Below are 26,317 nucleotides of genomic sequence, written 5' to 3'. Positions count from 1 at the left end.
ATCGGAGTCGCCGAGGCGCGGAGTCGCCCTCAGCAGCGGGAAGGGTTGGCGAGCATCTCGACGGCCTCCGCGGAGAGCTCCACGCCGTCGAGGCCCCCGACGAACTCGCCCCAAGCGGCGGCGTCGCCCTGCGTCAGCGCGAAGGCGACGCACATCACCCAGCCATCGAACGGCGTCGTCGACGCCGTGCGCAGCTGGTGGCTCAGGGCGGCCAGGGCCTCCGCGTTCTCCGCCGCGGTGGGCGCCATCGTGCGGCTCAGCCCTGTGAGCGCCTCGCTGAGGAGATCGGGCACCTCCGTGGACGCGACGATCTCGGAGAAGAAGGCGCGGAAGGCGGGGAAATCCTCCGGCGGAGCGCGATCGGCCTCGGTGCGGATCCTTGTCGTGGCGAGCGAGCGCGCGCGCAGCGAGCTGGACTGCCTGGCGACGTTCCCCCAGGCCGACAGCACCGTTTCGAGCGGCAGGTCGAGGTTGTACAGGAACCTCAGGTGCGCGTCGGAGAGATCGCCGGCCGGGGGCCCCGCCGCGAGCGCTGACCACTCGTCCGCGTAGAGCGCCAGCACGTCGACGACCTCGCCGCACGCCCCGTACTCCAGCCACGGCGTGAACTCGGTCCACCGCGCGTAGGGAGGCCCCGCGAGCAGCGGCGCGAGCGCGCTCGACCACGCCGCCCGCAGCGCTGGATCCAGCGCCGGATCCGCGGCCCGAATGCACGCCACCCAGACCGCCATGGCCTTGGCGTCCTCAGCGTCGAGGCCGTCGAGGAAGGCCGCGAACGCGTCCGGGGTCACGGGCTCCGGCAAGCCGGCGCCGAGGACGGCCGTCTGGTGGACGCCGCCGGCCTCGAGGAGGCGCGCGACCTGCGAGGGGCTCGTGGGAACGCGAAACGAGGAGAGGCGCGCCGGGAGGTCGTCCGGTTGCAGGCTGAAATCGACCAGGTGGTGCCAGGAGACGTGGCGGTCGAGCGGGTCGAGGATCAGCAGCTCGCCCTCCCGCTGCGGGGCGACGTCCACGCCCTGGTCGACTTCGAGCACCTGCGAGCGCGTCGTGCCGTCGTCCGCGATCCAGAGGAGATCGATCGGCGCAACCAGCGCCCCATCCGGATCGCGCAACGTCACGAGCACGCCGCCGGAGGGCGACCGCCCGAGATCGAGGTGCGGGAGCGCGCTGGCCCGGACCGCCCGCCGCGCGCGGGCGGCCGCGTCGGGGCCGAGGGGCCCCGCGAAGGCGTCGAGGAACTCGTCCGTACCGATGGCGCCGAAGCGGTGGTCGTCGAGGACGTCGCGCAGCGTGCCCCAGAAGGCCTCCTCCCCGACGAGGCTCCGGATCTGGGTGAGCAGCCACGCAGCGCGGCCGTAGGGCCCGGACGTGTACTTATCGGCGGGAGCGCGGTCCGGATCCACGATGGGGTTGTGCGACCCGGCCGAGAAGGAGTCGCCGTTCAGCGTCCCCTCGCCGCTCTCGTCCAGGTAGACGCGCGCGCCCTCGCTCGCGAGCAACGTCGCCATGCCCTCCTTGATCCACAGGTCGTCCCAGCTCTCGACCGTCACGAGATCGCCGAACCACTGGTGGCCGATCTCGTGGATCGTGAGCTTCAGGTCTTCGGAGATCGTCGGAGCGGTGCTCCCGAGCTCCCCCTGGAAGCTGATGCCGAGGTTCTCGATGCCCCCGCCGAACTCCGGCACGAGCACCACCGCGTACTTCTCGAAGGGATAGGGCACGAGCAGCTCCTCGAAGAGGCCGATCGAGCGGACCACCTCGTCGAGCAGGCGGCCGTAGTCGCCCGGGACGCCGCGCCGGTGCCAGACCGAGACGGGGAGGCTCCCCTTCATCGTGCCCTCCACCTCGAAGTCGCCGATGGCGAAGGCCATGAGGTAGATCGGCACCGTGTAGTCCGTCGCGTACTTCATGCGACGGCCGGACGCGCCCTGCTCGTCGGAGACGAGCGTGCCGTTCGCGATCATCGTCTCGTGCGCGTCCATCGCGAGGTCGATGGAGAAGACGGCGCGGTCCTCGGGCGTGTTGTGGCACGGCAGCCAGAGCGCGGCGTTGAGCGGCTCCGAGATGGTGTAGACCACGCGCGACGCGGCGGGGTCCCCCCAGCGGGCGGGGATCGCGCGGAGCGCCTCGCTCTCGGCGGCCTCGTAGTCGATCTCGAGCGTGATCGCCCGGTCCGCCGCGATGCCGGGCACGCGCGAGACGTCGATGCTAAGCGCCCCGGGCTCGGCGTCGACCGCGTAGGGCAGGTCGGCGCCGCCGGCCAGGCGGACCGCCTTGACCTCGGCCACCGCGCTGTCGAGGCGCAGAGAGCGCAGGCCGTCGTCGCCTGGCAGGAGCGTCATCGCGACCGTCGCGACCAGCCGCCCCCGGCTCCAGTCGAACTCTCCCGTCACCTCGTAGCGCTGGACGTCGATCGCCGCGCCCGCCGGCGGCTCGGGCTCGGGCGGCGGCCCGGTGTCGGGCGGCGGCAGCTGCGTGTCGTCGGGCGGCGATTGGCCTGGAGCGACGGGATCGGCGCCGGAGCACGCGGCCGCGAACGACGCCAGGAGGACGGCGGCGAGCCGCGCCCCCGGGCGGACAAAGGATCTGGCAAGGTCCATTCGAACACCTCGATGGAGGAAGAAGAAGCCGTGGCCCTCCGTCGATTGGCTCCCCTCCCCGCCGGTTTCGTGCTCCTCGCCGGGAGAGGGCCGATGTAGGGCGCGACGCACCGCGTTTGGAGGCTCGTGGACCCCGGCTCGACGCGCTGACTCGAGGAGACGTGCAAGGACCGAGCAACGCATGTAGAAGAGAATGACCGTGAGAAAGTCATTTTCGCCCTCCTGGAGCTGGCCCGGTCCGCTCGCGATGTCGATTGCGCTGCTCGTCGCCTGCGGCGACGCCGCGGTGGATCCCCGGCCGGACGGCAGCAGCGCGGTCAGCGCAGGCGCAGGCGCGGGCGGCTCCGGCGGCGACGCAGGGGCCGCGGGCGCCGGCGGGCTCGGCGGCGCGGGCGGTGGGACCGGCGGCGCGGGCGGCGCCGGCGGGGAGGAGCCGCCGCCGCCCGATCCGGCAGCGCCGCTCTTCGCCGGAACGAGCATCCCGCGGTTCGAGATCGAGCTGTCGCAGGTGTCGATCGATCGGCTCGACGCCGCGCCCGAGGACTACGTCCCCGGGGAGCTCACGGTGACCCTGGACGGCGAGGTGATCGAGCTCGCCGACATCGGCGTGCGGCTCAAGGGCGTCCACGGCTCGTTCCGGACCCTGGACCAGAAGGCCGCATTCCTGCTGAAATTCGACGAGTTCACCGACGACCAGACCCTGCTCGGGGTGGAGAAGCTCGCGCTCAACAACATGGTCCAGGACCCGAGCATGATCCACGAGCGCCTCGCCTACGCGCTGTTCCGCGCGGTGGACGTGCCCGCGCCGCGCGCGGCCCACGCGACGGTCTGGGTGAACGGCTCGCTCTACGGCCTGTATGCCACCGTCGAGACGGCGGATAACCCTCGCTTTCTCGATCGCTGGTTCGGCGGCCACAAGAGCAGCCTGTACGAGGGGGCTTACGGGAGCGATCTCGAGCGCTCGAGCATCGCGACCTTCGACCAGGACAACGGCGACGACGTCGGGTTCGCCGATCTCGTGGAGCTCGTGGAGGCGCTCGACGAGATGGAGAGCCCGGACACGTTCCTCGCCGAGGCGTCGCGGCGCATCGACATGGAGCGCTACCTCGCGTTCGCGGCCGCGGAGACCTTCATCGGCCACTGGGACGGTTATGCCTGGTATCGCAACAACTACTTCATCGCGCGACGCCCGGACGACGGCCGCTGGACCTTCTTGCCGTGGGGCGTCGACCAGACCTTCTCGGACCCGCTTTATCCCTTCGGCGGCGAGGCCCGACTCCAGCGGATGTGCACCGCCTCGCCGCCGTGCCTGCAGGCGCTCGCCGCGGCGTTCGAGCGCGTCCTCGAGCGCGCGTCGGCGCTCGACCTCGTGAGCGACGCCGAGGCGGCGCGCGACCTCATCTGGGACGACGTGCTCGCGGATCCGCGCCGGGAGGTGAGCTCCGATGTCGTCGCCGCGCAGATCGACGCCACCATCGCCTTCCTGAACGACCGTCCTGCCGACGTGCGGGCGTCGCTCGCCTGCGCGGACCCCTCGGGGATCGACGCGGACGGCGACCTCTCGTCCGGCTGCGGGGAAGACTGCGACGACGGCGATGCGTCGGTGCACCCGGGCGCCCCCGAGCTGTGCGACCTGATCGACAACAACTGCGATGGGCGCGTGGACGACGACCCGTCGTGCCCGCCTTGCGGCCTGCTGGCGCTCCCGGAGGGCGGCTCCCTGGCGCTCTGCTTCGCGCCCGCGACATGGGAGGACGCGGAGCTCGACTGCGTCGCGCAGGGCGGGCACCTCGTGTCCATCCACGACGCGGAGACGCAGGATCTCGTGGTCTCGATCGCCGACGCGGTCCAGCCGGGCGACTACTGGATCGGGCTCACCGACGCGGAGTCCGAGGGAGACTTCGCGTGGACCGACGGCACACCGTACGACGACGAGCGCTGGGCCGGCGGCGAGCCGAACAACGCCGGCGACGGAGAGAACTGCGTGGAGCTGGCGAGCTGGGCCAGCGGGCTGTGGAACGACATGCCCTGCGACGCCGAGCTGCCGTACGTGTGCAGGCTGCCTTGACGAGGATCGCCGGCGCACGGCGACGTCCTCGCCCGTTCGGTTGCGCCACCACGCCGGTTCGGCCCAGATTCACCGCCCATGTGGCGACGCTCCCCGCCCGTGTCAGGCGAGTCGGCGGCCGGCGCCCTCGGCGGCATCGGGCGGCCGATGGGCGACGGCTGCCCGCCCGACAGCCATGCGATCCCCCAGCGCTACGGCGGGGCCGTCCTGGCGGGCATCGCGGCCGTCGGGATGACGGCCCTCGTCTGGCCGAACATCGATCTCCGGAACGGCTATTTTCTTCTGCCGCTCATCGCCATCGTCTTCGTGTCCGTCCGCGCCGGCTTCGGGCCCGCCATCGCGACCGGGATCATCGGAGGGTTCGGGGGGGCATACCTCGTCCTGGAGCCTCGCGGTTCCTTCGCCGTCGACTCGAGAGCCGATGTGCTGGTGCTCTCGCTGTACTGCGTCGTCGGGCTCGCCACCGGCGGGCTGGGCGCCGCGGTGCGGTCGACGCACCTGCGCACCGGGGCGCTGGCGGCCCAGCACGCGGCGCTGCACGAGCAGGCGAAGCGCCGGGCAGCTCAGCAGGCGGCGGTCGCCGCCGTGGGGCAGCAGGCGCTCGCGGGCGCCGCGACAGACGACCTCCTGGAGAGCGCCGCCCGGCAGACCGCCGCGGCGCTCGGCACCGAGGAGGTGGGCGTCTTCGAGGTGCTGCCCGACGGCATCACGCTCGTGCGGCGCGCAGCCGTGGGCCGCTGCCCGCGCGCCGCCGGGTCCGAGCGGATCGACGCCGGGCCCGGAACCCAGGCCGGCCACACGCTCTCGCGCGTGGAGGCGGTCGTGTTCGACGACCTGCCCGGCGACCGGCGGTTCCGGCCTGCCCCCTGCCTGCTCGCGCAGGGCATCAAGAGCGGGATGAGCGTGAGCGTCCACGGCTTCGGCGCCCTCTGCGCGTGCACGACGCGCGCGCGGAGGTTCACGGACGACGAGGTCCATTTCATCGGGGCGATCGCGAACGTGCTCGCCAGCGCGATCCTCTGCCGGCGCGCCGAGGCGCAGCGCGCGCGGCTGTACCAGGACGCGGAGGACGCCATCAAGCGGCGCGACGATTTCCTGGCGCTGGCCGCGCACGAGCTCAAGACGCCGCTCACGCCGCTGAGGCTCCTCGCGGGCAGCATCCTGCGGGCCGTGCAGCGAAACACGCCCGCGGAGGCGCTGCGCGAGAAGACGGCGGTCATCCTCCGGCAGGTCGATCGGCTCGCGGAGCTCGTGGACGACCTGCTCGACGTCTCGCGCCTCACCGCGGGGCGCCTCGATCTGCAGCTCGAGGAGGTCGATCTGGCGGCGGTGGTGCGCGACGTGGCGTGGCGCTTCCGGGACTCGCTCTCGCGCGCGGGCTACGCGCTGCGCGTCGCCGCGGACGAGCCGGTCAGCGGGCGATGGGACCGGACGCGCGTCGACCAGATCGTCACGAACCTCCTGTCCAACGCCGCGAAGTACGGCGCGGGCAACCCCATCGACGTCGAGGTCGCGGGGGACGACCGGACGGCGCTCCTCGTGGTGCGGGACCGGGGCATCGGCATCGCGCCCCAGGACCACGTCCGCATCTTCGAGCGGTTCGAGCGCGCCGCGGACCACGCGTCGTACGGCGGGCTCGGGCTCGGGCTCTGGATCGTGCGCCACGTCCTCGCGTCGCTCGGCGGGACCATCCGGGTCGAGAGCGCGCTCGGCGCGGGCACGACGTTCATCGTCGAGCTGCCGCGGCGCGCGGCCGGCGAGGACGGCGACGGGCGCCACGGCGCTCACCTGAAATAGCCGTCGTGATCCCCTGATCGACGCCGGCGCGGGCCGCCGCGAGGGCGCCACGAGCGCGCCGCCCTCGCCCAGCGGAGGGGCGGCGCTCGGATGCATCGACGGCGTTCGCCGTCGATGCCGGACAGACGTCATCGATACTCCCAAGAGCTACGCGTTCGACGCGGGATTTCTTCCTCGGCGCGCGCGATGGCAATCCTTGCTGCTCCTTGCCCAGACGGTGGGGCAATCGTTGCCAGTACGGCAAAGTTTGCCACGCGCACGCTGGACCCGCAGGCGAGCTCCAGTGCGCGACCACGCTCCACGAAGTCTACAACGCCATGCAGAACGACGACGTCTGCGGTCCTCTGGTCCAACAGTACCAGACGGCCATGAGCTGCTTGTCGCAGGAGATGTCCTGTGAGGAGCTCGACAGTGCCAGTAGTGGTCAACTTTGCCCAGAGAGAGTCCACATGAAGGCGGGAAGAAAACCTTAATGTTCTTCCCGCCTTCCCGCCTTCATGTTCAAATTCGACCACGACTCGCAACCCGCTCCTCAGGGACTCCCCATCCCCTTCCTGCGGCGCTGGCTCGGCCGAGGTGAGGCCGACGCCCTGACCGCCGTTGCGCGCCCCGCGCGGGTGCTAGGGTGGCGCTCATGTCGAACGTGCTCCGAGCGGCGCTCCTGAGCCTCTTCGGCAGCCTCGCCCTCGGCTGTGCCTCCCCTGGCCCGCCCGCCGCCGCGCCGGCGCCCTCGACGCCCGCACAGCCCCCAGCGCCCGCAGATCTCGTGATCACGGCCGGCGTCGTCCGGACCATGGACCCCAGGAGCCCGCTCGCCGAGGCGGTCGCCGTGCGCGGCGAGCGGATCGTCTTCGTGGGCAGCGCGGCCGACGCGAGGGCCTTCGTCGGACCGGCGACGCGCGTCGTGGAGCTGCCGGGGCGCGCGGTCGTGCCCGGGCTCGTCGACGGGCACGCCCACCTCTACGGGCTCGGCGTCGCGCTGGAGACGCCGAGCGTGCGCGGCGCGCGGAGCGCGGAGGCGGCGGCGGCGGTCGTGGCCGAGGCGGCGAAGGCCCGCCCGAGGGGCGAGTGGATCACCGGCCGCGGCTGGGACCAGAACCTCTGGCCGGGCGCGGCGTTCCCCACGCACGCCCCGCTCGACGCCGCGGCGCCGGAGCACCCGGTGGCGTTGCGCCGCGTCGACGGGCACGCGCTCTGGGCCAACGCGGCGGCGATGCGCGCCGCCGGGGTCGGCAGGGGCGCGCAGGATCCGCCGGGCGGGCGCATCCTGCGCGACGCGGCGGGCGAGCCGACGGGCGTCTTCATCGACAGCGCGATGGACCTCGTCGAGGCCAAGATCCCGGCCGATCCGCCCGCCGTGCGCGAGCGGCGCATCCTGCGCGCCGCCGAGGAGGCGCTCTCGTCCGGGCTCACGGGCGTGCACGAGATGGGCGTCGACGACGAGACCGTGGCGGTCTACCGCGCGCTCGCCGCCGCCGGGCGGCTGCCGATCCGCGTCCACGCGTACCTCGCCGGCGCGGGGCGGCTCGAGGGGCTGCGGGCGCGCGCGCCCGACGCCGACGCGGCGGGCACGGCGATGTTCGTGCTGCGCGGGGTCAAGCTCTTCGCCGACGGCGCGCTCGGCTCGCGCGGCGCGGCGCTCCTGGAGCCGTACGCGGACGAGCCCTCGACGAGCGGCCTCCTGCTGATGGATCGCGAGGCGCTCGCGCGCGCGGCGCGGCTCGCCGCCGACGCGGGCTTCCAGCTCGCGGTGCACGCCATCGGCGACCGCGCGAACCGCGCCGTGCTCGACGCGTTCGAGGCGCTCGGCCCGGGGCGGGCGGCGGCGCTCCGGTTCCGGGTGGAGCACGCGCAGATCGTCTCGCCCGACGATCTGCCGCGCTTCGCGGCGCTCGGCGCGATCGCGTCGGTGCAGCCGACGCACGCGACGAGCGACATGCCGTGGGCGCCCGCGCGGCTCGGCGCCCGCCGCCTGAAGGGCGCGTACGCCTTCCGGTCGCTGCTCGCGTCGGGCGCGCGCGTCGTGTTCGGCTCGGATTTCCCGGTGGAGGAGCCCTCGCCGCTGCTCGGCATCTACGCGGCCGTGACCCGGCAGGATCTCTCGGGACAGCCCCCGGGCGGGTGGATGCCCGAGGAGCGGCTCGGCCTCGACGAGGCGCTCCTGGCCTTCACCGCGGCGCCCGCGTACGCGGCCTGGACCGAGGGCCAGCGGGGCCGGATCGCGGAAGGCTTCGTGGCCGATCTGACGGTCCTCGGCCGGGATCTCTCGCCCGATCGCTCGCTCGTCGACACGCCGATCGACATGGTGGTCGTGGGCGGCCGCGTGGCGCGCGCGCCGCGCGATGAGGGCGCGGCGCGCGCGCCATGAGGGCGTGCGCCTCCGCGGAGCACGGCTCCGCCGGCCGGGCGGCCGGGCTCGCCGTTGCGGCCGGCGGCCGCGCTCGCCTACGCTCGCGCGCGAGGGAACCTGCGGGATGATCCACGCCGTCCTCTTCGATCTGGACAACTGCCTGAGCGCGGCGGACGAGGTGGGGAGAGAGCTCCTCGATCCGGTGTTCGCGGCGATCCGGCGGGCGAACCGGGGCGAGCTCTCCGAGGAGGCGCTCGAGCGGGCATTCTCCGACTGCTGGCGCCACGCGCTCGATTTCGTCGCCCAGGAGCACGGCTTCTCCGCGGAGATGCTCGCGGCCGGCTGGGCGGCGTGCGCCCAGCTGGAGGTGAGGGCGCCGATGCGCGGCTACCCCGACCTCGGCGCGCTCGCCGAGCTGCCTGCCCTGCGCTTCCTTGTGACGTCCGGCTTTCGACGGCTCCAGGAGAGCAAGATCAGGGCGCTCGGCATCGAGCGGCTCTTCGCGGGGATCCACGTCGACGCGATCGATGAGCCGGGCAGGAAGGGGAAGCAGGGGATCTTCGAGGAGATCTTGCGCGCTCGCCGCCTCGACCCCAGGGAGGTGCTCGTGGTCGGCGACAACCTGGAGTCGGAGATCGAGGCCGGAAACCGGCTCGGGATCAGGACGGTGCAGATCCTGCGGCCGGGCGTGCCACGGGGCGAGGGCGCGACGTACACCGTCCGCGACCTGCATGAGCTGAGGGCGCTCGTGACGCGCGAGAACGGAGGGCGAGCTCCGTGAAGCGCGAGCGGGCCGCCGAGCGCGTGCGAGCGTAGGATCGGGCGCATGATCGCACGCTACCAGATCGTCCGCGGGCGCCGTCGCGACGGCGATCCGCTGCCAGAGGGCAAGCGGTACGATACGCGCAAACACACGCAGCACGTCCTGAGGCCCACCCCGGAGATCGTCGAAGCGTTCCTGTCCGACCCGTCGCAAGCGGGCTTCGAGCGGTTCCGCGCCGCCTACATCGCGGTGCTCGATCAGCGGTTTGCGGAGCAAGCGTCGCGCTTCGACGCGCTGGCGCAGGAGGCCCGGCAGGGCGACGTCTTCCTCGGCTGCAACTGCCCCACGGCGCGCCAACCCGACGTTCGGCGCTGTCACACGTCGCTGGCGCTGGAGTACCTCGCCCGCAAGTACCCGGACCTGGACGTGAGGTTCGCAGCGCGGTGAGGGGTCATCCGGCGCGGCTCAGCGCCGCAGCCGAGAGCAGCAGTCGTCGGCCTCGGGGGCCGCGGGCGCGGGCCGCGCGCCGCTCGAGTCGGACAGATCCTCCTGCTCGTCGGGGTAGCGGATGCGCTCGTCGCCGGCCTTGGCGCCCTGCCCGGCGCTCCGCCCCTTGGGCTCTTCCCAGTCCTCCTGGCGCCCGAGCGCGGTCAGGTCGAGGAAGTAATACGAGCCGCCCGTCGACTCCGTGCCGCGCCCGTAGGTCGAGTAGGTGTGGTACACGCGCTCGCCGTCGCGCAGGAAGCAGCTCAGCCCGTGCAGGTCGAAGGGCTGCTTGCCGCCCAGATAATAAGCGGAGCCCGCCTGTTCGTGCTCGGCGGGGGTACGGTAGTTGTACTCCACCGGCGCGACCGACTCGTCGAGCGTGACGTGGTAGTCGTAGTTGAAGCGGCTGCCTTCTGACGAGTACCAGGGTACCGGCCAGCCCATGCGCGCCTTGAACGGCGCGATCTTCTCCCACGGAGCGCGCGAGATGAACGCGAACGTGGTGTCGACATGGTGCCAGTGCCGCAGGTGTCCCTTCGAGATCTGATCGGCGAAGCCCGAGCAGCTCGGGCAGCCGCGGTCCTTGGGTTTGCCGTCCTCGAACAGCCACATGAAGTGATAAACGATGAGCTGCTGCCGGCCCTCGAACAGGTCGAGCAGGCGCAGCCTGCCGTGCTGCCCCGAGAACTCGTACGGCTCGGTCACCTCGACCATCGGCAGGCGCCGGCGATCCGCGTTGAGCTGGTCGCGCGCTCGCGTCAGCTCCTTCTCACGGGTAAGCAGCGCCTTGCGCTCCTCCAGCCACTCGGCGCGCGAGACGACGCGCGGTAGTTCGATCCGGGTCATGGGTACGTCTCCAGGGTCATCGGGAATGGGCCTCGCCCGGTGCGGGCGCTGCCCGGGGACGGGCTCGGAGCATGGACCGCCGGAGCGCGCGGATCTCATCGGCGCATCGGTCGAGAAAGCGACGATGGATCGCCCGTCACGCATATGGCACGCCGATTGCGTGGTGCGCCGGCGCGAGCCGTTCCGGTGAAAATCCGGGCTAGCTCGCGGCGCCTGATCTGGGCTAGGGTGCGAGGCATGGAGCTCGCCCGCGAGCCGACCTTACCTCTATCCGGGGTGTTCGTCGTGCTCGCGCTGAGCGCGCCGCCCAGCGACCTGGGCCCGTGACAGCGGCCCTTGGAGTCTCGATCATGAACGAACTCTCCGACAACCAAAGCGCGAGGCGCCATCCGCGCCCTCGCTCCTGGCCCGGCGCCCATCGCGTGTCGCGGCGCCCCGCGGGCCTCGGGCCTCGGCTCGCCCTTGCCTTGCTCGTGGGCGTGGGCCTCGGCTCGGCGGCCTGCGGCGGCGTCACCGCGTTCGAAGGGGGGCGGGCGTTCGCCATCGCGGGCACGCCCCCGCCGCCCCCGCCCCCGCCCCCGCCCGAGAAGAAGCGCGTGGAGGTGACGGAGAAGCAGATCGTCATCAACGAGAAGATCCTCTTCGAGCACGACAAGGCGGTGATCCGGACGGAGTCGCACAGCCTGCTCAACGAGGTCGTCGACACGATCAAGAAGCACCCGCACATCAAGAAGATCGCCATCGAGGGGCACGCGAGCTCCGATGGCGCGGACGAGCACAACCTGAAGCTCTCGGATCGCCGCGCGAAGGCGGTGATGGAGTACCTCGTCAAGCACGGGATCCCTCAGGGCATGCTCACCGCCAAGGGCTTCGGCGAGACCAAGCCCATCGCGGACAACGAGTCGGAGGAGGGGCGTGAGAAGAACCGCCGGGTCGAGTTCAACATCGTCGAGCAGGACACCGCGAAGCCCGCGGCGGAGGGGCAGTAGATGCTGATCCGGGGTCGATCCACGAACGCTGCTCCCGGCAAGGAGGCGCGCATGAAGCATTGGCTCTTGGGTGTTGTCGTTCTGGCCTCGTCGGGCGCGTCCACGGGGTGCTCCTTCGCGCTGCGGAGCCCGGAGATGTACCGGGACGACACGGCCGCGCTGCTCGCGACGAGAGAGGAGCAGATCCGCGCGTGCTACGACGCGGAGCTCGCCCGGAATCCCGGCGCGGAGGGCAAGGTCACCGTCAGCTTTCTCGTGCTCGAGGACAGCGGCCGCCTCGTGGACATCGTCGTCGAGCCGGAGGGCACCACCGCCTCGAAGGAGGTGGCGAGCTGCGTCGTCGACTCGATCGAGGGTCTCGTCCTGACGCCGGCGGATGAGAACAAGGGCAAGGGGAAGTTCGTCTGGGAGTTCACGCCGCCCCGGGCGCCGAAAGCGTAGCGCGGGTTTCGGCGGGGACTGGGGCACCGCCCTCTGTCGCTCGCCGCCGTCCTCCGCCGTTCGCCCTCCGCCTTCCCTCCTCCGTCTTCCCTCTTCCCTCCTCCGTCTTCCCTCTTCCGTGCGCGTGCGCGTGCTCGTGCGCGATTCCGCCGGAGTCAGCGCGCACGCGCACGCGCACGAAGGACGAGCACGGAAGACGGAAGACGACAGACGACAGACGACAGACGACAGACGACAGACGACAGACGACAGACGAGGGACGGACGACGTCTCCATGATGCCCGAGCCAAAACCGCTCTAGCCCCGGCGGCGGGATGACACCGCACCGCGGCGGGTCGCCGCGGAACGGGTCCACGACAGTGACACTCGGCCGTGACGCGAGCTGTCACGCGCGCGCGACAGCGCCCCTGGGTCCCCCTCGTGACAAGCCAGGCCGCTCGACGCCGCGGGCCTGACGCTCAAGGCCAGATCGCCGTCGCTCAACGCACCTCGCGACGCCGGACACGAGGCTTGGCCTGAGCGGGTCCCGCTGCGCGGCGCCCGCGGCATGCGCGTTGCAGTCTCCCTTCCGCGATCACACCACGATCGCTGTCAACGTCGAAATCGAGGAAGGGGACTGATCATGAAAAGCAAGACTCTGCTCGTGGGCTCGCTCGTCGCCGGCATCATGAGCGCAGGTTGCGGTGAAGCGCACGATGGGACCGAGGAGGGCGGGGTGGACTCCGCCCAGCAGGCGCTCATCTCTCGCACCTGGGCGTATGCCTGGGCGCAGCAGGCGACGGGCTCGTTCACCGCGAGCTCGAGCTACTCGCGGAGCTCCTCCGGAGACCTCTTCGGGCAGGGCGTGGACAACACCGTCACGCAGCTCGGCACCGGGCGGTATCGCGCGCGGTTTCCAGGCATCGGCGCGGATGCCGGCGGCAACGTCCAGGTCACGGCCTACGGTCCGGGCTCCGAGCGCTGCAAGGTCGAGGGCTGGAACGCAAGCGGCGATGCCGTCGACGTCCGCGTCAATTGCTTCACCGCCGGCGGCGCGCCGGTCGACACCCTCTTCAGCATCGCGTATGTCCGCAAATCGGGCACAGGGCCCTCGCACGAAGCGTACGTCTGGGCGGACAACCCGACGGCGCCGGCGTACACGCCGAACCTGACGTACCAGTTCAACTCGAGCGGCGAGAGCAACACGATCGAGCGCCAGGGCGTAGGCCGCTACGCCGTCACCCTGCCGTCGCAGACCGCGGCCGGCGGGACGGTGGAGGTCACGGCCTACGGCCCGGGAAGCGAGCACTGCAAGGTCAGCAGCTGGGCGCAGTCCGGAGACGACGCCGTGGTCTACGTGCGATGCTTCGACAGCTCGGGCGCCCCGTCGGACGGGCGTTTCACCCTGAACTTCGGCCGATCGACGCAGGTCAACGGCGCGCTGTCGTACAGCTACGCCTGGGCGCACGACGCCACGGCCGCGGCGTACACGCCGAGCCTCTCCTATCAGAAAGGCTACATCGCGGGCGACGTGGGTGACGTCACAACCGACATCACCGCCGGGCGCACGTCCGCAGGCCGCTATGTCGTCAACCTCCCCGGCATGGCGGCGACCGGCTCGAACGTGCAGGTCACGGCCTACGGCACCGGCTCGGAGCACTGCAAGGTCGTCAGCTGGTCCGGTGACGCGGCGGAGACGCAGGCCTACGTCGCCTGCTTCGACGCCAGCGGCGCCGCGGCAGACGCGCGCTTCGTCATCGTGTTCACGGACACCAAGACCCTCTTCTTGTGAGGATGTCAAGGGCGGGCGAGCGCGCCCGGTGAGCGAAACGTCGACTGCATCCGTCGACCCCGAGCCGAGATCGCCACGCGGGACCACAGGCATCGCTCGGGCGGACGCGAGGGGCTGGAGGCGACGCCGGACATGGTCTAGCCTTTCGGGTTGTCGCTCGACCAACCGCCGCACCACCGCGGCGCCGAGGGCCGCCCCAGCGCCCCGACGGCCGCCCGCGAAGAGGTCCTCCCATGCGCGTCGCCCTGATATCCGACATTCACGGCAATGAAGTGGCGCTCAGGGCCGTGCTGGCCAGCATCCAGGCGGCCGGCGTCGATCAGGTGATCTGCCTCGGGGACGTCGCGACGCTGGGGCCGCGGCCCCGGGCCATCCTGGACATGCTGCGGGAGCTCGGGTGTCCGTGCATCCTCGGCAACCACGATGAGTTCATGCTGGATCCGGGGCTGATCCGCACCTACACCGAGGCGCCCATCGTGATCGACGCGGTGGACTGGTGCCGTGATCAGCTGTCCGCGGACGACCTCGACTTCCTGCGCACGTTCCAGGCGCGCCTCACGATCCCGCTCGACGACCGCGCGACGCTCCTCCTGTTTCACGGCTCGCCCCGGTCTCACATGGAGGATCTCCTCTCGAGCACGCCGGCCGAGGAGCTGGATCGCCGCCTCGACGGCCACGCGGCGACGGTGATGGCCGGCGGGCACACGCACCTCCAGATGCTCCGCCAGCACCGCGGCGCGCTCCTCGTGAACCCGGGGAGCGTCGGGCTCCCGTTCAAGGAGTACGCGAACGGCGGGCCGCCGACGCTGCTGCACCACGCCGAGTACGCGATCGTGGAGGCGCGCGGCGGCGCCGTGAGCGTCAGCCTGCACCGGGTGCCGGTCGACCGGGACGCCGTCCGCGCGGCCGTGAGCGCGTGGGACAACCCGATGCGCGGCGCGCTGCTGCAGCAATATGCCTGAGGGCGCGCGGCCCGCAGTCGTGGTCAGATTTGAACATGGAGGCGGGAAGGCGGGAAGAAAACCTTAATGATCTTCCCACCTTCCCGCCTTCATGTGGACTCTCTCTGGGCAAAGTTGACCACTACCCGGCCCGCGGAGAGAGAGCGCCTCGAGACCGGGCTCGGCCAGCATCACTTTGCACTCGTTGGAGGGTGTCTGGCACGACTTGAACTCCGTCTCTATCCCCTACGTGAAGCTCCACGGCGGCGACATCCGGCTCATCTATCGCGACCAGAACCACCCTGACGGGTCGCGGAATAGGACATCAAGTGCATTGGCGACGCGCTGTTGGGCCGGCTTCGCTGGATGAAGAACCCCGCGATGAGGGGGTTTCGGCCGGAGACGATCTCCACGCCGGCCGCTCGATGCAGTCGACGGGCTCGCCCGCACGTCGTGGTGGAGCAACCCGGCGGCCTCGAGCACGGAGCGGTGCGCGACCCGGCGAGGGAGGCGTGGGCGAACCGCCCGCGCTGTCCCCGCGGGCGTGGAGCCGCCGCCGGTGTGGCCGGGGAGCGAGCTCCGGCGCCGCCCCGGGCGCGCCGCGCCTCGATGACCGCCGAGCGCCGCCCGCGGATCCTGCGGCGCCGGCGGGGCCGACAGCCCCGATCTGCGTGCGGCGGGGCGCGGCGTTCTGGTAGCCTCGAGGGGGCGCGCCGGCGTGCGATGGAGTCCCGATGACGAAATACGAGCAGATCAAGCTGTCCTATGAGGCGTCGAAGGCGGCGATCGGCCAGGTCGCGGAGGAGCTCCTGCACTGGATATACGAGCTGCGGGACCACATGGCCTGGCCGCGGGACAAGTGGGCGCTCAACCGGATCGCCGGCGATGTCCACGCCAACGGGCTGCTGCAGCGGTTCGTCGTCGAGAATCACCCCGGCGTCGGCGAGGTGTTGAAGTGCCAGCTGTCGCTCACCGTCGAGGAAGAGCTGCCGTTCACCGTCGACTTCTTCGCGGTGGGCAGGACCGACCGGGGCCTCCTCGTCGTCCTCGTCGGCGGCGAGCAGATCACCGTCAGCAAGGCCGCCCCCGAGCCGTTCTTCGAGAAGGCCGTGGAGCACATCCGGCAGCAGGCGAGGCGCGTGGCAAAGACGCGCCGCGTGGGGGCCGTCGCCGGCACGCCCCACCGCCCGGCCTAGCCCCCGGCGCGAGGCGCCCAGGCGAGCGCCGCCGTCGCAGAGCACCAAAGCAGCGCCGCCGCCATCGAGAGGCTCCGCGGCGGCGCCACCGGGCAGCAGCTTCGAGCGAGCGAGCGCGGCCAGACTTCACCGGCGAAACCCGCCCCGGCCAAAACGAAAGCCGAAGCCCCAAGGGGCGTGCGCAAACGCACGATATCTCGTCGGGACACCCCTGGCCCAGCTCCTGCTTCTACTGGACGGCGAGCGCCTGAGGGACGGTTTTCCCCCCCCAACCGTCGGACAGGCGCTCTTTTTTTTTGTGCGCGTTGCGGCCTCGGTGCCGCCGCGCGCGGGTGCTGCGCCGGAGCGCCGCGTCCCGCGGCGGTCACGGCGAGACGCAGGGCACGCCCGACGCGGCGTCCGGCGAGAGCAGCGGCGGCAACCACCGCCGCAGCACCAGGGGCACCATGGCGTCGTGCGGCATGGGCTCCGTCGGCTGGAGCTGCTCCAGCTCGCGGAGCACGCCGGGCGCGGCGGGGCGCGCCTCGACGCCGCGCTGGAAGGCGCGGCGGAAGTCGGCGATGGGGCGCTTCGCCCAGCTCATCGTCTGCCACGACACGACGACGTGCGTGGCCGGAGGCGACTGCGAAAGCGGGAGCGCGATGTCGACGTCCATGCACGTGTCGATCACGAGCGCCGCGTGCACGGGAATGGACGCGCGCACGGCGGTCGCGACGCCGCCCTCCCGGTTGCAGCCGCCGCCGGAGTGGCCCGCGACGATGACGCGCGTGCGGTCGATCGTGGCGACGCCGCGCAGCCGGGCGGCGGTGGCGTCGAGGAACGCGTCCAGGTCGAAGGCCGGCCAGCTCGTCCGCGCCACGGCCACGGCCGCCGGGAGCACGGCGCTCGGCGCCGCGACAAGGATCGGCGGGATCTGGCCCGCCTCCATGAGCTGCGCCGCGATCCGACGGACGTCGCCCTCCTGGCCGCCCCCCATCCAGCGGTACTTGATCTGCGCCGCGTTGGTGCCGTGCAGGAACACGAGGATCGGCAGCGGCCGCGCGGGCTCGGCGGCCGCCAGGCGGTGCACGAACGCGCGGCCCAGCCAACGCTGCTCCGGCGGCACCGCGCCCGCGGGAGCCCCGGCATGCGCCGCGCCCTGCTCGACCGCGCCGCTCGCCGGCGGGCGCTCGTAGTCGTAGGTCGCGCCGTCGAGCGGCCCCGCGCGCAGCCCGGGCGCCGCCTTCGCGGCGGCCACCGGCGCGGGCCTCGGCTGCGCGCCCGCGCGCACCGGGGCGGCCGCGGCCGCGAGCCCGGCCGCGAGCGCGAGCGCCGCCCGCAGCGCGACGCCGCGCGCCGCCCGCAGCGCGCATCCGCCAGCCGCCCCCGGCGCGCGCGGGACGGCGAGCGCCGCCCGCGGCGCGCGCGGGCGCCCGGCGGCCGTCACGGCTGCTCCTGCGCCGGCGCGTCGCGGCCCGCGCCGGGCGCCGGCCCCTGCCCTGCCGCGGGCGAGGCGCTCGCGTCCCGCGGGATCGTGCGCTTCCGCTCGAAGGCGCGCGTCGGGTCGACCACCTTCACGTCGCCGAAGCGGCTCAGCATCGGGCCGATCACCTGCGCGTCGCCCACCGCGACGACCACGGCGCGCGCCGGCCGCACGTGGTCGGCCGCGACCTTGCCGGCGAGGGCCGGCGTGATGTCCCGGAGCTCCTTGCGGTAGCCGTCGTGGTGGTCGTCCGGCAGATCGAGCACCGAGAGCCGCGCGATCTCGTCCGCGAGCCCCGCGGCCGTCTCGACGCCGAGCCCGAGGCCGCCCGCGAGCCGCCGCGCCGCCGCGTCCACCTCCTCCTGCGACGGCGCCGTGGTCGCGAGCCGCTCGATGTGCTCGAGCATCGCCTGCGCGGCGGCGCCCGTGCGCGCCGCCGGGACGCTCGCGTGGGCCAGGAGCGGGACCGGGCCGTGCGCGACGTCGAGCGTCGTCGCGGACGCCGCGCGCGCCGCGCCGCGCGGCTCGAGGAGGTCCTGCGAGAAGCGCCCCGAGGGGCCGCCGAGCACCTCGCTCGCGACCGCGAGCGCAGGAAAGTCCTGGGCGCCGCGCTCGGGGCCGAGGACGCCGAGGAAGAGCTCGGTCTCCGCGCTCTTCGGGCGATCGACGACCGTGAGCTTGAGCGACCCCCGGGGCATGGGATCGGTGAACGAGAGCGCCGGCGGCTCGTCGGCCCTCCGGTCGGCGAACGCCTTCTCGACCGCGGCGCGCGCGGCCTCGGGCGTCGTGTCGCCCGCCACCACGACCACGGTGTTCTTCGGGACGTACCACGCCGTGTGGAACGCGCGGCAGTCGGCGGCGGTGATCTTCGCGAGCTCCGCCGTGGTCGCGCCGAACGAGGCGTACGGGTGCAGCTCGGTCGGGAGCGCGTAGAGGTCGCGGAAGAGGACCATCATCGCGCCCCAGCGGCCGTCCGCGTGCGCGCGGTCCCGCGCCGCCTCGGCCGCGCGGGCCTTCAGCTTGGCGAGCTCCGCGGCGTCGAGGCGCGGCCGCTGCACGACGAGCCCGAGCAGCTCGATCGCCTCGGCGAGGCGATCGCTGGTCGTGCGCAGGCGGATCACCGTGGCGTCGAGGCCGGTGTCCACCGACACGGAGGCGCCGAGCGACTCGAGCCGCGCGAGCAGCTCGCGGCCGGGGAGGTGGCCGGCGCCGCCGCGCAGCAGGAGCTGGCCGGTGAGCGCGGCGAGCCCCGTGCGCTCGCCGTCGGCCGCGGACCCGCCGTGGACGACGACCCGGACCTCCACGAGCGGCAGCGCGCGGTTCACCGCGGTGGCGACGCTCAGGCCGCTCGGGAGCTCGGCCCACGCGATCGGGGGCATGCGCGCGGGCCGCGCGGGGCCGGACGGCGGGGGCTGCTCCCGGCGCGCGGCCTCGGGGGGCGGCGCCTCCGCCGCGCCCTTGGCCGGCGCGGCCGCGTGCGCGGGCGGGCGCGGGGCGCGCGCGGCCGGAGCGCAGCCGCACGCCACCGCCGCGGCGAGCGCCGCGGCCCAGGAGAGATAGGGGCGCGCTGTCCGTCGGGCGCGCCGTCCGCGTCGGTGGATTCCCTCGCTCATGCCGTCACTTCTTCCTGGGCTTCGCCGTCTTCGCCGGCTTCTTCTTCGCCGCGGGCCGGGCCGCAGCGCCGCGCGCCTTCGCCGGGCCCTTGGCCGGCGTCGCCTTGTCCTGGCCCTTGCCCGGCGCGGCCGCGGCCCGCGGCGCGCCGGCCGACGCGCGCGGCGGCGGGGCGGCTCCCGGGATCCCGGGCGGGTAGGTCTCCACGATGGTCCGGCGCGTCGGGCCGAGGTGATCGCGCGCGGCGCGCTGCACGTCCTCCCGGGTCACGGCGAAGTAGCGGGCGAGCTCCCCGTTCAGGCGGCTCGCGTCCCCGAAGAGGAGCTCGTGCTCGGCGAGCGCCCGCGCCCGCGCGCTCGCGCCCGCGAGGCCCGACACGAACGCCGACTGGAGCTGCCGGCGCGCCCGCGAGAGCTCGGTCGCCGGCGGCCCCGCCGTCGCGAGCGTCCGGATCTCGCCCTCGATGAGCTTCTCGACGTCGCCGACGCGGGCGCCCTCGGCGAGCCGCACGTCGATGGAGAAGAGGTCGGGCCCGCGGTGGCGGTCGATCGCGACCCGCACCGACTGCGCGACCGCCTTGTCGCCGACGAGGAGCGCCTCGAGGCGCGAGCTCTCGCCGCCGCCGAGCACGAAGGCCGCGAGCGAGAGCGCGTGGTGATCCGGGTGCCCGAGCGGCGGCACGGCCCACCCGTAGAGGATGGCCGGGGCACGGGCGGCGGCGTCCCTCACGACGCCGGTGCGCTGGCTCGTCTGCTCGGGGAACGGGACGTCCTTGAAGGGCGCGGCGGAGACGGCGGGGATGCCGTCGAAGTACCGGCGCACGAGCTCCATCGCCTCGCCGGGGTCGAAGCCGCCGGCGATCGCGAGCACCGCGCGGTTCGGGCCGTAGTAGGCGGCGTGGAAGTCGCGGGCCCAGGAGAGCTCGGCGCCGGCGAGGTCGTCCGCGTCGCCGAGCGCGGGGTGCTCGTGGGGCCAGTACCCCTGGAAGACGAGCTCGCGCAGCCGGATGCCGCCCTGGCCGTAGGCGGCGCCGAGGATCGCGCCGCGGCGCTCCTGCGCGTCCCTGCGCTGCGCCTCGAAGGCCTGCGCGCTCAGATCGAGCGACCTCATGCGATCGGCCTCGAGCCACAGGGCCAGCGCGAGCTCGTTCGCGGGCAGGGTCTCCGCGTAGGTGGTGCGGTCGACCTCCGTCTCGGCGTGGAGCTCGCCGCCGCGCTCGGCCACGAGGCGCAGGTGCTCGCCGGCGGCCACGTTGCGGCTGCCGCGGGCCATCAATCCCATCACGAGGCGCGCGACGCCGCTCCTGCCGTTCGGCTCGTCGCGCGAGCCGGCGTCGTAGGTGACGGCCACCGCGACCGTGGGCGAGCTCTTGTCGGGGCTCATCACGACGCGCAGGCCGTTCTGGAGCGTGGCGCGCTCGACGGGGATCGCGAGCTCGATCGGCGCGTCCGAAGGCGGCGCCGCGGCGCCCTTCGGCGAGGCCGCGGCGACGCGCGGCGGGCGCGCGGGCGCGGGCTTGCCGGCGGGCGGTGTTGCGGCGATGGGCGCGGGCTTGCTGGCGGGCTTCGCCGCGGCCGCGGGCGCGGGCTTGTCGGCGGGCTTCGCCGCGGCGGGCGCGGGCTTGTCGGCGGGCTTCGCCGCGGCGGGCGCGGGCTCGTCGGCGGGCGGCGCCGCGGCCGGCGCGGGCTTGTCGGCGGGCTTCGCCGCGGCCGGCGCGGGCTTGTCGGCGGGCTTCGCCGCGGCGGCCGGCGCGGGCTTGTCGGCGGGCTTCGCCGCGCCGGGCGCGGGCTTGTCGGCGGGCGGCGCCGCGGCGGCGGGACACGGCGCGCCTGCGCTCAGCAGGCCGAGCGCCGCGAGCCCGGCCGTGAGGGCGCCGCGGAGCAGGGTTCGGCTCGCGGTCGTGGACACCGCAGGGCGATAGCACGTCGCCGGCCGGGCGCGCCCGCCGCGCGACGCGGCGACCGCGCTTCACGCTGCCGGCGGTCTCGCGTAGGCTCACGCCGCAGCTTCCGAGGTCGCGAGCGCGCGCCGCGCGCCGCCCCGCGCTCAGAGAGAACCGCCGATGCCCGACGCTCAAAACCTGATGAAAGCCGTAGTCGGAACGCTGATCTTCGTCGCCCTGGGGCTGCTCGTCTTCCTGCTGGCGTTCGTGCTGATCACGAAGCTGACCCCGTTCTCCATCCGCAAGGAGATCGAGGAGGACCAGAACACGGCGCTCGCGATCGTGATCGGCTCGGTGATCCTGGGCCTCGCCTGGATCATCTCCGCGGCCATCCACGGCTGACGCGCGGGTCTCGGCGTTGGCCACGGCCGGGCCCGACCTCCTCGGCGCGCTGCCGGCCGCGCCCGCCCCCGCGGCCCGCGGCGGCTTCCTGTGGGGCCGCGGCGTCGACCTCGCGGTCTTCGGCGGCTCCGCGGCGGTCGCGCTCGCCCTCGCGGCGCTCTCCTCGGGCGGCGCGCTCCCCGCGTGGGGCTTCCTGCTGTTCGTGGTCGGCGTCGACGTGGCCCACGTGCACACGACGCTCTTCCGCACCTACCTCGATCCCGAGGAGCTCCGCCGCCACCCCGCGCTCTACGCCGCCGTGCCGCTCGCCTGCTACGCCGCCGGCGTCGCGCTGCACCTCGCCTCCGAGCTCTCGTTCTGGCGCGCGCTCGCCTACGCCGCGGTGATCCACTTCGTGCGCCAGCAGATCGGGTGGGTCGCGATCTACCGCGCGCTCGCGGGCGAGCGCTCGCGCGTCGATCGCCTCCTCGACGACGCCCTCATCTACGCGGCGACGGGGTGGCCGCTCCTCTACTGGCACGCGCACCCGCCGCGCGCGTTCGCGTGGTTCGTGGACGGCGACTTCGTGAGCTCGCCGCGGCTCGCGGCCGCGGTGGCCCCGCTCGGCGCGGTGTACGCCGCGCTCGCCGTCGCGTACGTCGCCCGCGCGCTCCACCGAGCCTGCGTCGCCCGCGCGCCGCTGAACCTCGGCAAGCACGTGGTCGTGGGCACGACCGCGGCGACCTGGTACGTCGGCATCGTCGCGACCGACAGCGACTTCCAGTTCACGGTCACGAACGTGATCGTCCACGGGGTGCCGTACATGGCGCTCGTGTTCGCGTACGCGCGGGAGCGGGCCCGCGAGGCGCCGCGCTCGCTGCTCGCGCGGGTCCTCGCCGGCGGGCTCCTCGCCTTCCTCGGGCTCGCGCTGGCGCTCGCGTTCGTCGAGGAGATGCTCTGGGATCGGCTGGTCTGGCACGACCGGCCGGAGCTCTTCGGCGGCGCCGTGGACGAGCCGCTCCTCGGCCCGCGCGCGCGGGCGCTGCTCGTGCCGCTGCTCGCGCTCCCGCAGGCGACCCATTACATGCTCGACGCGGTGATATGGCGCCGTCGCCACACGCGCCCCGCCCAGGCGCGCGCGCTCGGGTTCCGGTCCGGCTCGGCGGAGGGCGCGGGCGGCGGGGGCGAGCGCGGCGGGGGCAGCGAGGGCAGCGGGCGCGGCGGCGCCGGCGAAAGCGGCGGCGCTGGCGGGCGCGGCGGCGCCGGCGAAAGCGGCGCGGCGGGCGCCGTGTCGCTCTCGGCGAGCCGAGAAGCTTGACCCGCGGCGCAACTCCCGTAACCCTCGGCGCTTCGCATGGCTTCGCTCGCGGCGCCCGCGCTCCCGCCACGCCCCTTGCCCTCCGATGGGGCGTGGAGCCGGAGCCGCCTCGCGCAGCCCGGGACCATGGATCCGGAGAAGATCCGAAGATGCTGAGACCATGCAATGCGTGCGCGGCCTGCGCCTGCTATCGCTTCGACATGCTCGCGCAGCCTGGGAGAGGTGACAGAAATGAGTGAACCACGGCCAACCGACGGGCCCGGCGCGCCGCGCCTGACGCCGATTCCCCCGAATCCGCGCGCCCCCGTCCTCCTGGTCGACGACGACGCCGAGCTCCGCGAGATGCTCCGCGAGATGCTCGAAGCCTCGGGCTACGATGTCTACTGCGCCAGCAACGGCAGGGAGGCGCTCGATCTGCTGCACGAGGCAGATCCGCCGCCCGGGCTCATCCTGCTCGATTTGATGATGCCGGTGATGACCGGCGAGGAGATGCTCGCCGCGTTGAAGCAGGTGCACGCGCTCGCGGCCATTCCGGTGACCATCGTCTCCGGCCACGACGGCCCGCCCGAGGGCACGGCCTACCTGAAGAAGCCTGTCGACTTCGGGGCGCTGCTCGCCATCGTCCAGAAGACCTGCGGCTAGCCCGCGCGGCAGCCGAGCGCACCCAGCAGTCGAGCACACCCAGCAGTCGAGCGCGCGCGGCGGTCACGCTTCCGCACAGCAGCCGAGCGCGCGCGGCGGTCTCAGCCCCGCGCGGCAGCCGAGCGCGCGTGGCGGCCACGCTCCCGCGCAGCGTCCAGTTCGCGCGGCGTCGTGGTCCGTGCAGCAGCCGAGCGCGGCGCTACGCCCGCGCGCCCTCAGACGGCCCGTGAAGCGTCGCCGCGCAGGAGGGGCGCGACGCAGACCCGATCGCCGAGCAGCGCGGCATCGGCGCCGTCCCGCTCGCCGCGCAGCGCGGGCGGCGCCGGCGACCGCGGGCTCATCGCCGCGAAGGCGAGGAGGCCCACCACGGTCAGCAGCAGCGCGAGCGCGAACGCCGCTGCGAGGAACAAGATGCCGAGCGACGCGCGGTCCGTTCCGCCTTCGCCCGCGCCCTGCTCCGGGTCCTCGTCGCGTCGCTCCGGCTCATCCACGCTTCAGCCTCCAGTCCGTGGTTGTGCTTACCGCCTCGCGCCGGATGGCGCAACGGACGCAGCGAGCCCTGGCTGCTCTCACGCGTTCGCCCGGGGCAGCAGCGTCCCGGCGGACCTGATGGTCAGGACATTGTCTGTCCGGTGGACCTATCGCCGTCCGCCTCCGGCGGCGATAGGTTCGCCTCCTCGGAGGGCGTGCGAATGGCAGAGAGCCGCACCAGCGACGCTGTGGAGAAGAGCGGGCAGGCGAGCTCAGATCGCCTGTGGATCCTCGTCAACACAAGTCATCGTGAGTCAGCTCCAGAACGCGTGAGCGGCCGACATCCGCGCGAAACCGTGGTGGTACGCGACGGCGACACTCTCCTCGTCAGCGTCGATGTCGGCAGGGGCTCGTCGCTCGCGGTGCCGTTCGACAAGGCAGAGCTCGCCTGTCCGGAGGCGACGCTCATCGTGCGGCTCGCGGCGAGCTCCACGCCGTGCGCCCGATGCGTCGACGAGCGCCTCGCCAGGGCGGCAGAGGAGCTCGGCGGGCTCGACGCGGAGAGCGTCTTCCGCGCGGTCCGCGCCGCGATCGCCGGCTGCGCGAACCGCGGGCACGGCGAGCGGCGCGGAGGCCAGGCCGACGCCGGCGGGGCTCCGCCCGAGAGCTCGGTGACGCGGTCGTGCGGCGCGCTCCGCCTGGCGCCGGCCAACGCGCCTCACGTGCCCGCGGGGGTGGCGCTCCCGGGCGACGGCGATATCGATGTCATCCTGATCATCTGAGGCCGGTCTGCTGAGCTCGTCACGACGGTGCGCTCAGCAGCGCCGCAGCAGTGAGCCCGCCACGGGCAGGCGGACCCCGCCATGGGGCGTGCCGCTGGGTGTGCGGGTCGGACATCACGGGGCGGGATCGCCGGGGCCGAGCTCCGAGATCGCCTGGCGCACGATGCCGCCCCGGACCCAGACCCAGACCTCGCGGGAGTCCACGTGAGCGATGTTCTCGATGTCGAAGAGCTCGGGCGGCGTCTTGAACGACCAGTGATGGGCGTCAGACAGGCGGTAGACGTGGATCACCTTCTCGCCGATCGCGTAGACGGCATAGAAGCCTTCCCCGGCGGCCGAGATGGGGTATCCGATGATGGGGCCCGCCCGGCGCTTCTTCGGCGCGAGATCCGCCTTCGTCGCCGCGAAGGGGCTGGTCCAGAGGCTGGACGCCCCGTAGAACCCGTCGTCGGAGAAGGGCTCCGCTTCCAGCCACACGAGCGTCTGCCCGTCGCTCTTGATGTCAGCGACGACCCGAGGCGACTCCGCCCGGAGCAGCGGTTCGATGGTGTGGGTCCGGCGGTTCCAGATCCACCCCTCGGACGTACCGACCTCGAAGACCGCCAGGCCGAGCGCATGATCGCCGACTGGATACATCTGGTCGAACGATGGCGCGTCGTTGCCTGACGGGCGACCGAACCTCTTGGCCTGGTTGCTGATCCTGTCGTAGATGTTGATCGTGCCGGGCCCGGGCCCCGAGAGCGCGAAGGTGTCGTCGCTCGTGTGGAGGCCCTGGCTCAGCGCGTCGACCGGGATGGGTTGGCTCGCGGTGGCGAGCGCGTCGTAGCCGGAGACGAGGTAGGCCGAGCCGGGCGTCGCGACGCTCACCCTCTGCGCGCCGAGCCATACCCGCTCATGACCGACGCTGGGCACCGTCGGTATGCAGTACTCCGGTTTCGGGTCGGCCTCGGGCACGGTCGGCTCGAGGTCTCTGTAGCGCCATGCGGCGAGCGGCCTCCCGTCGGCGTCGTAGACGCCGGTCCGTCGCTCACCCCGGTACTGGAGGTACAGCCCGACGCGGTAGCCGTCGCCCCATCGAACGACGCTCGGCGAGGCGGTTCGTGGATACTTGTCGGCGTCCCAGTCGACGGCGAGCGACGTGCAGCCCGGAGCGTTCCCCGGGCACTGCTCCCAGCGCAAGTGCGGCAGCGCCTTGCCGGGCTCGTCGGCGACGTCGATCTGGCACCGGTCGAGCCAACGCGTGGCCCTCCAGGTGCTGTCCCCTGGATGTTCAGACGCATCAGGGGGAGCGCCCGGGCCAGCGTCACCCGGGACGCTGGCGCCGGTCGCCGCCTCGCCTGCAGTCCCGGACGCGTGCGTGCTGCCCTGGCTCGCGTCACCGGCCGCCCTATGTCCGCCGGTGCCGTCGAGGCTCGGAGGCTCCGGCGCGCCGCGAGAGCAGCTCGCCGAGAGGGCCGAGAGGGAGAAGAAGAGCGGCACGGCGCGCGCCGCGAGACTAGCAAGGAGGTCGTGTTGCATGG

At 73.3% G+C, this 26,317-nt stretch carries 21 protein-coding genes; 14 read left to right on the top strand and 7 right to left on the bottom strand.

Annotation, left to right across the window (positions count from 1 at the left end; genetic code table 11):
• Positions 1–29: 29 nt before the first annotated feature.
• Positions 30–2,600 (bottom strand): M1 family metallopeptidase, encoded by a 2,571-nt coding sequence (locus tag WMF26_RS47715; protein ID WP_437998128.1) that lies wholly within the window; start codon positions 2,598–2,600, stop codon positions 30–32.
• A gap of 199 nt (positions 2,601–2,799) precedes the next feature.
• Here WMF26_RS47715 and WMF26_RS47710 point away from each other — a divergent pair, with 199 nt between their 5' ends.
• The 5 genes from WMF26_RS47710 (at position 2,800) to WMF26_RS47690 (ending at position 10,025) form a co-directional block, all read left to right on the top strand.
• On the top strand, positions 2,800–4,668 hold the full coding sequence (locus tag WMF26_RS47710; protein WP_437998127.1) for a CotH kinase family protein: 1,869 nt from the start codon (positions 2,800–2,802) through the stop codon (positions 4,666–4,668).
• A gap of 99 nt (positions 4,669–4,767) precedes the next feature.
• On the top strand, positions 4,768–6,465 hold the full coding sequence (locus WMF26_RS47705; protein ID WP_437998126.1) for an ATP-binding protein: 1,698 nt from the start codon (positions 4,768–4,770) through the stop codon (positions 6,463–6,465).
• Positions 6,466–7,099: 634 nt separating this feature from the next.
• Positions 7,100–8,833 (top strand): amidohydrolase, encoded by a 1,734-nt coding sequence (locus tag WMF26_RS47700; RefSeq protein WP_437998125.1) that lies wholly within the window; start codon positions 7,100–7,102, stop codon positions 8,831–8,833.
• A gap of 106 nt (positions 8,834–8,939) precedes the next feature.
• Entirely contained in the window at positions 8,940–9,596 is a 657-nt protein-coding gene (locus tag WMF26_RS47695) for an HAD family hydrolase (protein WP_437998124.1), read from the top strand.
• 45 nt (positions 9,597–9,641) lie between these two features.
• The gene (locus WMF26_RS47690) at positions 9,642–10,025 is read left to right on the top strand and encodes a hypothetical protein (RefSeq protein WP_437334615.1); all 384 of its coding nucleotides are present in this window, start codon (positions 9,642–9,644) and stop codon (positions 10,023–10,025) included.
• 18 nt (positions 10,026–10,043) lie between these two features.
• On the opposite strand, the gene WMF26_RS47685 is transcribed toward WMF26_RS47690, so the two are convergent.
• Positions 10,044–10,910: a DUF899 domain-containing protein gene (locus tag WMF26_RS47685; RefSeq protein WP_437952717.1), complete on the bottom strand. Its 867-nt coding sequence runs from the start codon at positions 10,908–10,910 to the stop codon at positions 10,044–10,046.
• Positions 10,911–11,260: 350 nt separating this feature from the next.
• Here WMF26_RS47685 and WMF26_RS47680 point away from each other — a divergent pair, with 350 nt between their 5' ends.
• From WMF26_RS47680 to WMF26_RS47660, 5 genes are all read left to right on the top strand, one after another.
• Positions 11,261–11,899, top strand: a complete 639-nt coding sequence (locus WMF26_RS47680) for an OmpA family protein (RefSeq protein ID WP_437998123.1) — start codon at positions 11,261–11,263, stop codon at positions 11,897–11,899.
• Between the two features lie 51 nt (positions 11,900–11,950).
• Positions 11,951–12,340 (top strand): AgmX/PglI C-terminal domain-containing protein, encoded by a 390-nt coding sequence (locus tag WMF26_RS47675; protein WP_437998122.1) that lies wholly within the window; start codon positions 11,951–11,953, stop codon positions 12,338–12,340.
• 622 nt (positions 12,341–12,962) lie between these two features.
• A complete protein-coding gene (locus WMF26_RS47670) occupies positions 12,963–14,111 on the top strand; it encodes a hypothetical protein (protein ID WP_437998121.1) in 1,149 nt (382 codons plus the stop codon).
• A 233-nt stretch (positions 14,112–14,344) separates the two neighbouring features.
• On the top strand, positions 14,345–15,073 hold the full coding sequence (locus tag WMF26_RS47665) for a metallophosphoesterase family protein (RefSeq protein ID WP_437952713.1): 729 nt from the start codon (positions 14,345–14,347) through the stop codon (positions 15,071–15,073).
• Between the two features lie 713 nt (positions 15,074–15,786).
• Positions 15,787–16,248 (top strand): hypothetical protein, encoded by a 462-nt coding sequence (locus tag WMF26_RS47660; RefSeq protein WP_061622719.1) that lies wholly within the window; start codon positions 15,787–15,789, stop codon positions 16,246–16,248.
• Between the two features lie 364 nt (positions 16,249–16,612).
• On the opposite strand, the gene WMF26_RS47655 is transcribed toward WMF26_RS47660, so the two are convergent.
• Genes WMF26_RS47655 through WMF26_RS47645 form a run of 3 tightly spaced genes read right to left on the bottom strand, consistent with a single transcriptional unit; the run spans position 16,613 to position 21,229 of the window.
• A complete protein-coding gene (locus WMF26_RS47655; RefSeq protein WP_437998120.1) occupies positions 16,613–17,674 on the bottom strand; it encodes a hypothetical protein in 1,062 nt (353 codons plus the stop codon).
• Entirely contained in the window at positions 17,671–19,323 is a 1,653-nt protein-coding gene (locus WMF26_RS47650) for a M16 family metallopeptidase (RefSeq protein WP_437998119.1), read from the bottom strand. The genes WMF26_RS47655 and WMF26_RS47650 overlap by 4 nt, the downstream gene beginning before the upstream one ends.
• Positions 19,324–19,327: 4 nt before the next feature.
• The gene (locus WMF26_RS47645) at positions 19,328–21,229 is read right to left on the bottom strand and encodes a M16 family metallopeptidase (protein WP_437998118.1); all 1,902 of its coding nucleotides are present in this window, start codon (positions 21,227–21,229) and stop codon (positions 19,328–19,330) included.
• A gap of 175 nt (positions 21,230–21,404) precedes the next feature.
• Between WMF26_RS47645 and WMF26_RS47640 the strand changes: the two genes are divergently transcribed.
• From WMF26_RS47640 to WMF26_RS47630, 3 genes are all read left to right on the top strand, one after another.
• A complete protein-coding gene (locus WMF26_RS47640; RefSeq protein WP_020741644.1) occupies positions 21,405–21,605 on the top strand; it encodes a DUF350 domain-containing protein in 201 nt (66 codons plus the stop codon).
• 16 nt (positions 21,606–21,621) lie between these two features.
• On the top strand, positions 21,622–22,902 hold the full coding sequence (locus WMF26_RS47635; protein ID WP_437998117.1) for a hypothetical protein: 1,281 nt from the start codon (positions 21,622–21,624) through the stop codon (positions 22,900–22,902).
• A 231-nt stretch (positions 22,903–23,133) separates the two neighbouring features.
• Complete coding sequence (locus tag WMF26_RS47630; protein ID WP_020741642.1) at positions 23,134–23,544, top strand: response regulator; 411 nt, start codon at positions 23,134–23,136, stop codon at positions 23,542–23,544.
• Positions 23,545–23,759: 215 nt separating this feature from the next.
• Here WMF26_RS47630 and WMF26_RS47625 read toward each other — a convergent pair whose 3' ends face one another.
• Positions 23,760–24,035, bottom strand: coding sequence for a hypothetical protein (locus WMF26_RS47625; protein ID WP_437334606.1), 276 nt, complete (start codon positions 24,033–24,035; stop codon positions 23,760–23,762).
• 336 nt (positions 24,036–24,371) lie between these two features.
• Between WMF26_RS47625 and WMF26_RS47620 the strand changes: the two genes are divergently transcribed.
• Positions 24,372–24,797: a hypothetical protein gene (locus tag WMF26_RS47620; protein WP_437998116.1), complete on the top strand. Its 426-nt coding sequence runs from the start codon at positions 24,372–24,374 to the stop codon at positions 24,795–24,797.
• Between the two features lie 114 nt (positions 24,798–24,911).
• On the opposite strand, the gene WMF26_RS47615 is transcribed toward WMF26_RS47620, so the two are convergent.
• On the bottom strand, positions 24,912–26,276 hold the full coding sequence (locus tag WMF26_RS47615; RefSeq protein ID WP_437998115.1) for a hypothetical protein: 1,365 nt from the start codon (positions 26,274–26,276) through the stop codon (positions 24,912–24,914).
• Between the last annotated feature and the right edge of the window lie 41 nt (positions 26,277–26,317).

Source organism: Sorangium sp. So ce185 (assembly GCF_051526825.1).
In the GTDB taxonomy this organism is placed as follows: Bacteria; Myxococcota_A; Polyangia; order Polyangiales; family Polyangiaceae; genus Sorangium; species Sorangium cellulosum_D.
The sequence above is the reverse complement of the archived record's forward strand: the minus strand, read 5'-3'. Positions and strand labels throughout refer to the sequence as shown.